This is a genomic window from Psychromonas sp. KJ10-5, assembly GCF_055808325.1.
Genome location: NZ_CM147864.1, coordinates 2,100,548 through 2,113,514, shown reverse-complemented (window position 1 = coordinate 2,113,514; position 12,967 = coordinate 2,100,548). Strand labels below are relative to the sequence as shown.

12 protein-coding genes are annotated in these 12,967 nt (G+C 39.0%); 6 read left to right on the top strand and 6 right to left on the bottom strand.

What is annotated here, in order from left to right:
* The first annotated feature begins 34 nt into the window (after positions 1 to 34).
* The 3 genes from htpG to AC0L3W_RS09325 all read left to right on the top strand — a co-directional run bounded on the left by htpG (position 35) and on the right by AC0L3W_RS09325 (position 3,337).
* Positions 35 to 1,939 (top strand): molecular chaperone HtpG, encoded by a 1,905-nt coding sequence (gene htpG, locus AC0L3W_RS09335; protein WP_290040400.1) that lies wholly within the window; start codon positions 35 to 37, stop codon positions 1,937 to 1,939.
* Positions 1,940 to 2,071: 132 nt separating this feature from the next.
* Entirely contained in the window at positions 2,072 to 2,716 is a 645-nt protein-coding gene (gene adk, locus AC0L3W_RS09330; RefSeq protein ID WP_290040398.1) for an adenylate kinase, read from the top strand.
* A 66-nt stretch (positions 2,717 to 2,782) separates the two neighbouring features.
* Positions 2,783 to 3,337, top strand: coding sequence for an NlpC/P60 family protein (locus AC0L3W_RS09325; RefSeq protein ID WP_409439080.1), 555 nt, complete (start codon positions 2,783 to 2,785; stop codon positions 3,335 to 3,337).
* A gap of 22 nt (positions 3,338 to 3,359) precedes the next feature.
* Here the strand turns inward: AC0L3W_RS09325 and AC0L3W_RS09320 are convergent, their stop codons facing one another.
* Positions 3,360 to 3,980, bottom strand: coding sequence for a flavin reductase family protein (locus AC0L3W_RS09320; RefSeq protein WP_290040395.1), 621 nt, complete (start codon positions 3,978 to 3,980; stop codon positions 3,360 to 3,362).
* 122 nt (positions 3,981 to 4,102) lie between these two features.
* Here AC0L3W_RS09320 and AC0L3W_RS09315 point away from each other — a divergent pair, with 122 nt between their 5' ends.
* Positions 4,103 to 4,519, top strand: coding sequence for a 3-phosphoshikimate 1-carboxyvinyltransferase (locus AC0L3W_RS09315; RefSeq protein WP_290040394.1), 417 nt, complete (start codon positions 4,103 to 4,105; stop codon positions 4,517 to 4,519).
* A 64-nt stretch (positions 4,520 to 4,583) separates the two neighbouring features.
* On the opposite strand, the gene AC0L3W_RS09310 is transcribed toward AC0L3W_RS09315, so the two are convergent.
* Positions 4,584 to 5,711 (bottom strand): ribosomal protein uL16 3-hydroxylase, encoded by a 1,128-nt coding sequence (locus AC0L3W_RS09310; protein WP_409439081.1) that lies wholly within the window; start codon positions 5,709 to 5,711, stop codon positions 4,584 to 4,586.
* Between the two features lie 161 nt (positions 5,712 to 5,872).
* On the opposite strand from AC0L3W_RS09310, the gene AC0L3W_RS09305 reads away from it, so the two are divergent.
* Positions 5,873 to 6,802 carry a DMT family transporter gene (locus AC0L3W_RS09305; RefSeq protein ID WP_409439082.1) on the top strand — a complete coding sequence of 310 codons (930 nt, stop codon included), beginning with the start codon at positions 5,873 to 5,875 and terminating at the stop codon, positions 6,800 to 6,802.
* Between the two features lie 65 nt (positions 6,803 to 6,867).
* Here the strand turns inward: AC0L3W_RS09305 and purB are convergent, their stop codons facing one another.
* The 3 genes from purB to mnmA all read right to left on the bottom strand — a co-directional run bounded on the left by purB (position 6,868) and on the right by mnmA (position 10,180).
* Complete coding sequence (gene purB, locus AC0L3W_RS09300) at positions 6,868 to 8,238, bottom strand: adenylosuccinate lyase (RefSeq protein ID WP_290040389.1); 1,371 nt, start codon at positions 8,236 to 8,238, stop codon at positions 6,868 to 6,870.
* A 74-nt stretch (positions 8,239 to 8,312) separates the two neighbouring features.
* Complete coding sequence (gene hflD / locus AC0L3W_RS09295; RefSeq protein ID WP_290040387.1) at positions 8,313 to 8,942, bottom strand: high frequency lysogenization protein HflD; 630 nt, start codon at positions 8,940 to 8,942, stop codon at positions 8,313 to 8,315.
* A gap of 95 nt (positions 8,943 to 9,037) precedes the next feature.
* Positions 9,038 to 10,180, bottom strand: coding sequence for a tRNA 2-thiouridine(34) synthase MnmA (gene mnmA, locus AC0L3W_RS09290; RefSeq protein ID WP_417697013.1), 1,143 nt, complete (start codon positions 10,178 to 10,180; stop codon positions 9,038 to 9,040).
* A 271-nt stretch (positions 10,181 to 10,451) separates the two neighbouring features.
* On the opposite strand from mnmA, the gene AC0L3W_RS09285 reads away from it, so the two are divergent.
* Positions 10,452 to 12,365, top strand: coding sequence for a methyl-accepting chemotaxis protein (locus AC0L3W_RS09285; RefSeq protein ID WP_290040385.1), 1,914 nt, complete (start codon positions 10,452 to 10,454; stop codon positions 12,363 to 12,365).
* A 136-nt stretch (positions 12,366 to 12,501) separates the two neighbouring features.
* On the opposite strand, the gene AC0L3W_RS09280 is transcribed toward AC0L3W_RS09285, so the two are convergent.
* Positions 12,502 to 12,798: a hypothetical protein gene (locus AC0L3W_RS09280; protein WP_409439084.1), complete on the bottom strand. Its 297-nt coding sequence runs from the start codon at positions 12,796 to 12,798 to the stop codon at positions 12,502 to 12,504.
* Between the last annotated feature and the right edge of the window lie 169 nt (positions 12,799 to 12,967).

Genomic DNA, 12,967 nt, shown 5'->3' with positions numbered 1-12,967 from the left:
AGTAGTAACCCTTAATTAAGAGAGAAATAGAAATATGGAAAAGCAACAAAACCATGCTTTCAGTGCTGACACTGGTAAACTTCTTAAATTAATGATTCACTCTTTATACTCAAATAAAGAGATTTTCCTACGCGAGCTTGTTTCAAATGCTGCAGATGCTGCAGACAAATTACGCTTCAAAGCATTATCTGATGGTAGTCTTTTTGAAGACGATGCAGACTTACGCGTGCGTTTAAGCTTTGATGAAGAAGCAAAAACAATCACTATTAGCGATAACGGTATCGGTATGACTCAAGACGAAGTCATTGAGCACTTAGGTACTATTGCTAAATCTGGTACAAGCGATTTCTTCGAACAATTATCTGGTGATCAAGTTAAAGATTCACAGTTAATCGGTCAGTTTGGTGTTGGTTTTTACTCTGCATTTATTGTTGCCGATAAAGTGACGGTTAATACACGTAAAGCAGGTGATGACGCTAGCCAAGGTACTATGTGGGAATCAACGGGTGAAGCTGACTACACTGTAGCGAATATCGAAAAAGCGGATCGCGGTACTGAAATCATTCTTCATTTACGTGACGATGAAACTGAATTCCTAAACGATTACAAATTACGTAGCGTTGTTTCTAAATACTCAGATCACATCAGTATCCCTGTACAAATGTTTAAAGACGCGGTACCTGAGTCTGAAGGTCCTGATGGCGAGAAAGTACCTGCTGTTGAAGCAACTTGGGAATCGATCAACAAAGCAACAGCTCTATGGAACTGTGCTAAGAGTGATTTAAAAGACGAAGAATACAAAGAGTTCTACAAGCACATCGCAAATGACTTTGAAGATCCACTAACTTGGTCTCATAACAAAGTAGAAGGTGAGCAAGAGTACACTAGCTTACTATACATTCCAAAGCGCGCACCATATGATCTATGGAACCGTGAAAAAGCACATGGTCTAAAACTATACGTTCAACGTGTATTTATCATGGACGATGCTGAGCAGTTCATGCCAACTTACCTACGTTTTGTTAAAGGTGTATTGGATTCAAATGACTTACCACTAAACGTATCACGCGAAATCCTACAAGATACACGTGTAACCACCAAGCTACGTAGTGCTTGTACGAAACGTGCATTAACCATGTTAACTAAGTTTGCTAAGAAAAATGAAACTGAGTACAACGCTTTCTGGAAAGAGTTTGGCCAAGTATTAAAAGAAGGTCCTGCTGAAGATCCAAGCAACAAAGAGCAGATTGCTAAATTATTCCGTTTCGCTTCAACTGAAACTGATAAAGCAGACCAAACTGTTTCTTTAGACGCTTACATCTCTCGTATGAACGAAGAGCAGGATAAAATTTACTACATCACTGCAGATAGCTTTAATGCGGCTAAAAATAGCCCTCACTTAGAGATCCTACGTAAGAAGGGTATCGAAGTATTATTACTATCAGACCGAGTTGATGAATGGTTATTAAGCCATTTACCAGAGTATGACGGTAAAGCCTTCATCAGTGTGACACAGGGCGATTTAGACCTAGGTAAATTAGATACTGAAGAAGAGAAGAAAGAGCAAGAAAAACAAGAAACTGAATTTGCTAGCTTCATCGAACGTACTAAGAAAGTGCTAGGTGATAAAGTAAAAGATGTACGTTTAACGCAACGTCTAACGTCAACGCCTTCATGTATTGTTGCTGATAGCGATGATATGAGCACTCAAATGGCTAAATTGATGGCGCAAATGGGGCAACCAGTACCAGATAGCAAGCCTATCTTTGAACTTAACCCAGAGCACGAAATGATTACTAAATTAGCTGATATGGCTGATGAAGAGTTATTTGCAGAATGGACTGAGTTATTATTAGCACAAGCAATCCTATCTGAAAAAGGTAGCTTGGATGATCCATCTGAATTTGTTGCTCGCATTAACAAGTTATTAATCGCTTAATGAAGCGCTTTATCTACTCATAAATGTGTTAAAGGCCTGCTTATGCAGGCCTTTTTAGTGGATAATCTTGTGAATTCACTCACAACGGTGTAAATTTCGCTGTAGAATTTATTAATTATATAGGAAGCTAGAATGCGCATTATCTTATTAGGTGCCCCAGGTGCCGGTAAAGGGACACAAGCTCAATTCATGATGGATAAATATGGAATCCCACAAATTTCTACGGGTGACATGTTACGTGCCGCTGCTAAAGCAGGTACAGAGCTTGGATTAAAAGCAAAAGAATTAATGGATGCAGGCCAATTAGTCTCTGATGACTTAATTATTGGTTTGGTTAAAGAACGTATCGCACAAGAAGACTGTGCAAAAGGTTTCTTACTAGATGGTTTCCCTCGTACTATTCCACAAGCTGATGCGATGAAAGCCGCTGGCGTGATTGTTGATTTTGTATTGGAATTTGATGTGCCTGACGAAGAGATTGTTAAGCGTATGGCGGGTCGTCGTGTTCACTCTGGATCAGGTCGTACTTACCACATCGTTTACAACCCACCAAAAGTGGAAGGTAAAGACGATGTAACAGGTGAAGACCTTTCTATTCGTCCTGATGACGAAGAAGCAACAGTACGCAAACGTTTAGATATTTATCATACACAAACAGCACCTTTAATCGCTTACTACAAAAATGAAGCGGCGCAAGGTAACGGCGCTCATCATAAATTTGATGGTACACAAGCTGTTGATGTTATTAGTAAAGAGTTAGCCACTATTTTAGGCTAAGCTTTATTACATAAATCATTAATATTAGGGGCGTTAGCCCCTTTTTTACAGGGATAAGGAGAGCAAATGCAGTTGAGACTATGGAAAAGTTATTCACCACATTTTAGTTTATTATCCCTGCTCTATTTTATCGCCGCTTGTAGTTCTACTCCTGATAAGCAAACAGATCAGCAAAGTCTGTCTGGTCAACCAGCAAGTATTAAAGTACCCACTCAATCTTCTTCAAAACAACAATCTAATATGCAGCCTGATGATTTACTGTATGCCATTCTCCGCAGCGAATATACGTATTGGGCAGGTAGCCCTTATCGACTAGGCGGCAATACTTTACGTGGCATTGATTGTTCTAGTCTAGTGCAACAGGTGTTTAAGAATAGCTTCAATATCCCTTTACCTCGCACTACCGAATACCAAGTTAAGAAAGGTTTTGCTATTAAGAAGAGCGAGTTAAAAGTCGGTGATTTAGTCTTCTTTAAAACCAGCCGAACAACTCGCCATGTTGGCATCTATATGGGAAACAATGAGTTTTTTCATGTATCTACTAGCAAGGGCACAAAAATCTCTTCGCTATCTAACCCATATTGGCGCAAGCACTATTGGCAGTCACGCCGTATAATCTAATTATTTTAAATCTGAACGTCAGTTAATCTGGTCTATTGAGTTTAAATGGTGCTGTGATTGATGCGTATTCACCGCCGCCTAAACGTGCTAGTGGATTGACTTTCTCTGCTGCAATATCAATACGTTCAGTCTGTTCTTTATTAATCACACTATCGCTAACGTAAAGGTGTTTAACTTCTACAAAGATCAATGTTTGTGGTACATCGCCAATCTCTTTTATCTCATATAGTTCACAAGCATAAGCTATATCACACTGGCTAATACGTGGCAGTGAAAAGTCTGCAAATTCTGTTGTGCTTAAAGAGGTGTTGGTTAGCTCTGATTCACCATGTGCTAGCGTTGCGGCAGTTTGAGTAACCAGGTCTGCTTGTTGTTCGGAAGCAATATGAATCACCATCTTTTTGTTTTTCAAAACATTAACCAGCGTATCTTTATCATCGCCATTAGGCTTTTTACCTACTGAAAGCATCAATAAAGCAGGGGCGCTTGATACGGCTGTAAAATAAGAGAATGGCGCTAGATTAAAGCTGCTTGGTGTGCCTTCTGATTCCGTCAATACCCAAGCGATTGGACGAGGGATAACAGTTTGAGTCATTAAGTGATAACGCTCTGAAGCACTGTATTTTGAAAAATTAAGCTGCATATAATCCTCTGATGATAATGTCTAATTGAGTGTTTTTTTGATGGTTTAATTATATAAAGTGTTAATATAACGCTATATTCGATTTCTATAATTTACATATAGCATATTTATAAGGTGAGGCGTTGGCTAATTTAAAAAAGAATATTAAAGATGAGCAAACGATTGTTAACTTATTAAGTAAAATGCCTAAGCCTGTTGCTGACAGTTTTAATGAAGAGCAACTGACTCATTTATTTACTATTTTAAGCTCGCGCAGCTGGGCTAAACATAGTATTGATTTGCGCGGCACTTTTAAGATCCCCCTTTATCGCCGACGTTTTTATTATGTATTTTTGGCGGGTAAAAACTTTCGAAAGCTATCAAGGCAAGAGCAGAATTTATCATTAATTAGTAAAGCGATTATGCTAACGATACTATTGATATTTTGCACTTTAGTGGGGTTGTTAGTGGTTTATTTAATCAAGTCTGCGTTAGGTATTAACCTGATTCCAAACTTCTCATTTGGTATCTGGGGATGGTTTAAAGGGTTGTGGGTTTAGCGCTGATTGGTGGGTATTTTAAACACCTCTTTCCATAGTAAGAGGCGTTTAGCGTCGCTACTTTTTATTCTGCATACCAATAACCTAGATTCACTAATTTAGTGAACAAAGTGAGTGCCGCCTCTTCATCTTTAAAGATTGTAAGTAACTCGCTCGCGGCTTCATCTTGATCACATAAGCAATGTGCTAATTCTGTAAACCCTGAGAAGTCGTATTCTTCACCATTGATAAACACTAACTTTGGCGTTTGTTGAAAATAAACGGCACGTAATCCGCCTAGGCGAGTAAATTGAGCGCCGTCTTCTAAAAACTCTAGGATCTCTTTATTTTCTAGCGGGTATTCTGGTGCTGCGATGTCTAAGTCATGTTTTGCTTCGCTGATCATTCGCCCGAACCAAGGAATAAGTTGTTCTGGTGTTTTACAGTTAGCAAGCATTACGTGATGTAGCTTATTTAATTCAGAGTCTTCAATACACCCCGGTTTTTCGCGTACTTGCATTGGAATGTCAGTGTAACGCAAAGCATTGTCATGGTTGTCGATGTTGTAATCTGTAAAGCTACTCAGTAAATCATTTTGGTCTGGTGCTCGGAAGCCAACACTGTAATTTAAAGATGGTTCAATCGCATAACCTTCATGCGGACAGCCACTTGGGATGTATAGGATGTCACCTGGTTCCATTTCTACATCAATAGCGGCATTAAATTCACCACAGTGTTTTAGTGCACCATGTGCAGCAAATTCAGGTAATGTTTGACGAGCACCAACACGCCAGTGACGTTTACCTTCACCTTGAATTATAAATACATCATAGTTATCAATATGTGGCCCAACACCACCTTTAGGTGTTGAAAAACTGATCATTAGGTCATCGATGCGCCAGTTAGGTAGAAAGCGAAAAGGGCGTACTAGTTGTTGTGCATCTGGATGCCAATGGTCAACGGCTTGAACCAGTAAAGTCGCGCCATCTTTTTCTAAACGTTCAAAGCTTTTAAATGGGCCACATTCTGCATGCCATTGGTCATCTTGTTGATAAACTAATCGGCTTTCCAAGTCTTCTTCCATGGCCAGTCCTGCTAGTTCATCGGGTGCAATTGGATCTTGAAAGTCGATAAAAGCTTGTTTGAGTAAAGCGGGTTTCTTTTGCCAGTAAGTATCTAAAAACTGGTTAATTTCAAAATTAAGTTCAAACATGTTGTCGCGCCTTTCTGTATAAAATAATTTGGAGTGTAACAGGTCGTTTATAAGCAGGGTAGCGATACCGCTATGCCGCTAGATATTCATCATTAAAAGCCGATTTTTGTGATAATGTTGATGAAGTTATCCTCATATTAGTTCATTTTCAAGGAAGTATAATGGAAAGGTCGATCAAGTTTGATAAGGTCACGGGTTTACTCGCCGGGTTAGTGGTGGTGATGATTTGGTCAGGTTGGATCATTATTTCTAAATGGGGGTTATCACGTTCTTTAACGGTGTGGGATGTAACTGGCGTGCGATTTTTAACAGCGGCAGCGATTGTTGTTCTATATGCTTTGTTTAGTAAAACTTCACTTAAGTCTATTTTCACCTTACCTATTATTATTTGTAGTCTATGTTGCGGTGCTTTATATGTCTGCGCTAGTTTGATTGGTTTATTAATTTCAGATGCTGCGAATACTGGCGTGATCATTAATGGGACTATGCCGATTATGTGTGCGCTGATTTTGTATGTGTGGAAAAAAGGGCGTTTAGGCCGTACTCAATATTTGGGTATTACTCTGATTTTGGTGGCTAATAGTTTACTGTTTACGAGTAGTGGTGGGGCGAGTCTAATTGCTTTGTTATGGTTACTACTGGCGGCTTTCTTCATCGCTTTTTATTCTGTTTCAATGAAAATATGGCAGATCAATATTAAGACGATTATGATCTCTGTTCCGATTGTGAATGCGTTATTTTTTACGCCGATTTGGTTTTTTCTACCTACTCACCTCAGCATTGCACCAGTATCTGAGATTATTCTACAAGGTGTATATCAAGGGATAGTTGTTAGTATTTTAGCCTTGTTTTGTATGAGTTACTGTATCAATAAGTTAGGGGCGGTATCAGCGTCGGCGATTATGGCCTTAGTGCCTGTGGTTTCTGTATTGTTAGCTATATGGATTTTGGATCAAACATTAACTTTACAGATGGCGGTTGCTATTTTGATCTGTTCTGTAGGTATTGCTTGTTACAGTAGTCTACAACCATTTTTAGATTGGTTATTTAGCTGTAAGAGAAGTGATACTAAGGTACTCACTGAGAAATAATATATTTAGCGCAATAAAAAAGGCAACCCTAAGGTTGCCTCTTATCAATTAGCTTAATGAGCGGATTAAGCCATTTTCTCTACAAGCTCAACTGCTTGACCAATGTATGAAGCTGGTGTCATTGCTTTTAGCTCAACTTTAACTGCTTCTGGTAGTTCAAGTGTATCGATAAACTCACTCATACCTGGGCCATCTACACGTTTACCACGCGTTAGCTCTTTTAATTTCTCGTATGGTTTTTCGATTGCGTAGCGACGCATTACCGTTTGAATTGGCTCTGCTAATACTTCCCAGTTTGCATCTAAGTCTTTCAGCATGTTTTCTTCATTTGCTTCAAGCTTGCTGATACCTTTTAAACTTGCTTCGTATGCGATCACTGAGTAACCGATAGCAACACCTAGGTTACGTAATACCGTTGAGTCTGTTAGGTCACGTTGCCAGCGAGAAACTGGTAGTTTCGCTGCTAAGTGATCAAAGATAGCATTTGCTAAACCTAAGTTACCTTCAGAGTTTTCGAAGTCAATTGGGTTAACTTTATGTGGCATAGTTGAAGAACCAATCTCACCTGCAATGGTTTTTTGTTTGAAGTGACCAAGGCAAATGTAACCCCATACGTCACGGTCAAAGTCTAATAGAATAGTATTGAAGCGTGCAATCGCATCAAATAACTCTGCGATGTAATCGTGTGGTTCGATTTGCGTGGTGAATGGGTTAAATGTAACGCCTAAACTTGTTACAAATTCTTCAGCAAAACCCTGCCAGTTAACTTCTGGGTAAGCACTTAGGTGAGCATTGTAGTTACCTACAGCGCCGTTTGTTTTACCTAGTTGTTCAGTTGCTTCGATTTGCTTAACTTGACGTTGTAGACGTGCTACTACGTTCGCCATCTCTTTACCTAGTGTAGTAGGTGAAGCTGGTTGACCATGTGTACGAGACATCATTGGCATTGCTTTGTATTCGATTGCTTTTTCTTTAATCGCATCAACAACACGATTACAGTAAGGCAAGATAACGTCATTTTTAGCTGTTGATAACATCAGAGCGTGAGATAAGTTATTGATATCTTCTGATGTACAAGCAAAATGGATAAATTCAGATACAGCGTTAAGTTCAGCAACGTCAGCCACTTTTTCTTTTAAGAAGTATTCAACCGCTTTTACATCGTGGTTAGTCGTTGCTTCAATATCTTTGACACGTTGTGCATCAGCTTCACCGAAGTTAGCGACAATTGCATCAAGGTGTGCGTTTGCTTCAGCAGAGAAAGCAGGAACTTCTGCGATACCGTCTGTTTGTGCTAGTTTTTGTAACCAACGTACTTCTACTTGTACGCGGAATTTGATTAGACCAAACTCACTAAAAATATCGCGCAAAATTGCAGTTTTGCTACCGTAACGGCCGTCAACTGGTGATACAGCTGTTAGTCCTGAAAGTTCCATTTGTTGCTCCTAATGATATGTAGGTTGTTTAAATAGTTTCTTTATTCCCTTACTGGGAAAGAGTAATACGAATATTATGTTCTTAGTAAATTTTGTTTGGTTTGTTGCACTATCGCTTTGCGAGATAATAATAATTGACGACGTTTACCGCCAATTTGACGCCATAGTACAGCGGCACGCACACCGGCTAATAATAATGCGCGGATTTTATGTTGTGTTTGTGATTGTTGCAAGTAGCTAGGGTTACCATTAACTTGAATTTTCGGGCCTAAGTTACTAATTAGATCTTTATAGATAGAATCTAAGTTACTTAACACACTACTGTCATCAATTTCGAAATGTGCTAATTGACGATTCACTTGGTTAATACGTTCACCAAGTAGATTTAATGTACCTGAATTAGCTGATAATTTACGCTCTAAGGCCATCAAACCTGCTACATATTTAGTGATTTGCATATTACGGCTGCTGTCGACATTATCCAGTTGTGCAATCACGGTTTTGTAACCAAGTTTTAGTGATTCATGCCCACCTAAAATATCCAACGGAGCAGCACTATCAGTGCGTACTATTGAACGTAATGAGGCATTAAAGGCAACTGCATCGGGACAAATACCCTTAGTCGCAATCTTATCGACTAAGTAAGCTGCTTGGCACATTGCCGCAAAAGCAATGCTACGAGATTCTAAGGTATGGAATGACATGATCAGTACACTTCTTATTATAAATGAATGTGGAGGTAGACATTTATCTACCTCTAAGCCTTATTGCTTTATACAGCTTATATTTGGGCTACCAGCTACTTTTGCAAGTGCTGGTCAATAATCGCACCACCAAGACAAACTTCATCGAGGTAAAATACAGCTGATTGTCCAGGTGTTACTGCCGCTTGTGGCTGATCGAAGATAACTTCTAACGTATCATCGTCAATTGGGTTTACAGTACAAGGAATATCCGTTTGGCGGTAACGTGTTTTAACGGTACATTTAAAGCTTTCTTTCTTCGCTGTTCTATCTACCCAATCACATTTTTTAGCAATTAACCCATAAGAAAATAGCGCTGGGTGGTCTGCACCTTGAGCGACTAATAAACGGTTGTTTTCCATGTCTTTACCCACTACGTACCATGGGTTCTCATTTGAGTTTTGTAAACCACCTATGCCTAAACCTTTACGTTGGCCTAGCGTGTGGTACATCAAACCTTGGTGTTGACCAATGACTTCATTTTCAGGCGTAACAATGTCGCCGGGTTGAGCTGGTAGATAAGTCTGTAGGAAATCAGTGAACTTACGCTCACCAATAAAGCAGATACCTGTGCTGTCTTTTTTATTGTGTGTCACTAGATCTTGCTCTTCCGCAATACGGCGCACTTCTGGTTTTTCTAGTTCACCAACAGGGAATAAGGTTTTGGCAATTTGTTCGCCGCCCACCGCATATAAAAAGTAGCTTTGGTCTTTGTTAGTATCTAATCCACGTAGTAATTGTGCTTTACCATCAACTTCGCGGCGGCGACAGTAGTGACCTGTTGCAATAAAATCAGCACCTAAGTCTTCTGCTGCAAATTCTAAAAAGGCTTTAAACTTAATCTCTTTATTACACATGATATCTGGATTAGGTGTGCGGCCCGCTTTGTATTCTTCTAAAAAATGTTCGAATACATTATCCCAATATTCTGCTGCGAAATTGATGGTATGTAGTTTGATACCTAATTTATCACAAACAGCTTTAGCATCTTGAAGGTCTTCAGCAGCAGAACAATACTCATCAGTATCATCCTCCTCCCAGTTTTTCATGAATAAGCCTTCAACTTGATAGCCTTGCTGCTGCAACAAGTACGCAGATACTGAGGAATCAACACCACCGGAAATTCCGACGATCACTTTAGTTTGGCTATTGTCTTTCATAAAATACTCTCCAACGAATTCAGGCGCAGATTTTAGCAGAATTTACAGTCAATTGAACTAATAATGTGAGCAAGATCTATCGAGCCGATTTACTCTGGTTTTGTGGTGTTTTTAAACAGGAAATGTCATTTCTTGATGGAGTTAAAACTTTTTAAAAATCATTTGTATTACTAATGGGGTAATAGTCATACTTTTAACATTCTCTTAAAAACTCATGGGCAGTAGTCGTTAGACTGTTGGAATAGTGTCAGAAACTAACAGAGCGCAAGGTCAACTCATTATTGGTTTCACGTTTCAACAAGGAAAATTCATGAATAAGCTTGGTTTTAAAAATATTTTAATTGTAGTGATTACCAGTTTGCTGATTTTAGCACTAGGTATCACTTCTTTTATCTCTATTGATAAGTTATCAGAAACGACGAAGAGTACGTTGATTAATAAGATCAGCAGTGCATCTCAATATGAAGCAAATAATATTAAGCAATATATCGCTTCATATTCCCAACCTGTCAGTAATTTAGCTGCATTATATAAAGCGAACAATTACCAAACAGACCATGAGAAGCATATGTTATTTGCTAAAGAGGCCACTGGGGTTGCTAAGTTGACGCTAGGGTTTGATGATGGGCGATCTTATACATCAAGAGCATCGGAATCTTTCCCTAATGGTATTGGTATTCCATCTAAATATGATCCTCGTACGCGTTCTTGGTATCAACTTGGTAAAAAAAGCGAAAAATTGACGTTAAGTGAAGTATTTGCCACTAAAGAGGGCGTCTTATTATTACTTGCAGTACAAGCTGTTCAGGATGGAGTGATTGCGTCCGATGTACGTTTAACTCGTTTACAAACATTAGTGGAAGGTGTGGATGTCGCCAAGGATTCAGTGGCGATTCTAGTAGACCAAAAGGGGATGGTATTAGCTTCAACTAGTGAAGTAGTAAAACCACAGGAGCAAATACAAGAAATAGATGAACTCAGTGATTTTTCAGCCAATATGTTAAAAAATGAACGTGTTATTGCTGATACTACATTAGCTGGAAAGCCAAGTTTATTGGTTTCTACCCGTGTTGAGTTGGAAGGTAGCGCGCCATGGTATTTGATGATTGCAGTTAAAGATGAAATAGCTTTTGCTGCAGTCTCTAAGGCAACTTGGGCATTGTTATTGTGGGTATTAATGATCACGTTATTATTTATTGTAGTGTTTATTTTTGTACTTAATCGCATCTATCAACCCGTAATAGCACTGAAAACGCTGGTGGGTAATTTATCCAATGGTGATGGTGATTTAACGCAACGTTTAGCGGTTAACTCGAATGATGATTTGGGGCAAATTGCCAGTAGTGTAAATCGCTTTATCGAAACATTACAGTTGATGATGTTGGATGTAAAAAAGGTGAGTGGGCGTTTATCTGAAGGCGTGGAAACACTGAAAAATCATTCTGATAATAGTGCAGGCATCTTAGCGCAACATCAGCAGGAAACGGATCAAGTTGTCACCGCGGTTGAAGAGTTGAGTGTGACTGCTGAAATGGTAGCTGCTAACGCACAGGATACTGCACAGTTTACGCAGGAAGCTAATCATTCTGGTGAAACGTCTAAAGATATTATTACTAATGCTCAGGTGAGCTTGCAACGCTTATCTAAAGAGGTTGAAAGTGCAACGGTTAATGTGGCTAATATGAGTCAGGAAACACAAGATATAGGATCTATTTTAAGTGTGATTGGTGCCATTGCAGACCAAACCAACTTGTTAGCGTTAAATGCAGCGATTGAAGCTGCCCGTGCAGGAGAGCAAGGGAGAGGCTTTGCAGTAGTAGCTGATGAGGTGAGAGCCCTAGCTGCACGTACTCAAACCAGTACGGGTGAAGTGGAAAATGCGTTAGAAAAACTACGCCATGAATCTACAGCAGTAGTGAGCTCAATTGATAGTACAAGAGCCACTAGCCAGCAAACCGTTTCAGAGGCTGCAAGTGTGGCTGAGAGCTTAGAAGTAATGAATAGTTTTGTTTCAAAAATTAATGATTTAAGTAATCAGATCGCCTCTTCGGCGCAGGAACAAAATGCAGTTATTAGAGAGGTGAGTCAAAACATGGCGCGTATTCACTCAATTGTACAAGAGTTAACGGTAACGGGGGCAAATGTGAATCAAGAAACCCATCATATTCATGAAGTTAATGAGCAGCTTAATAATATTGTAGGACGCTTTAAATTAGATAAATAGCACTGCACCTGTATCAACAACCATCAGCATTTCTGGTCACCCTCTGTAATGCTGATGGTTGTATTTCACTATTTTATTTAGTCGAAACTGAAATAGGAGTCTTTAATCTAAAAGACTTATTTCATAATGACTAAGACTATTCTTCAGTAAGCGGAGCAACTCGTAGGCCTGCTTCTTCTTCATCAAAGTACTCTTTATCCAATAGTAATTGTTGCAATTCTTGTACTGTTATTTGCTCATTATTGAGCTGTTTTAATAACCGCTCTTCACATTGTTTTTTTATAGTGTCTGATGTTAGAGATTGATATTCACGGCAGAAATAAAGTGGAGGTAGGCCAAAACTAAAAGCAGTTAATTGTGCTAAATGCATTGCGTTTAATGGAGTAATTAGTTGTGTTAATTGTAGTGCATTATCATTTTTACTTTCTGACATTCTGTTTTGCTCTCTTTAATATTTTGCAAGAAACTCTACATTAAAAAGCCACTTATGTCTTTGATATTAAAAATATGATGGGTGTTATTAAACAGTGTTTATTAAAAACCTAGGGGGGATCAATAATGCTATCGATAGAATACCAGCAAGATCACATTTAAACGGTTAA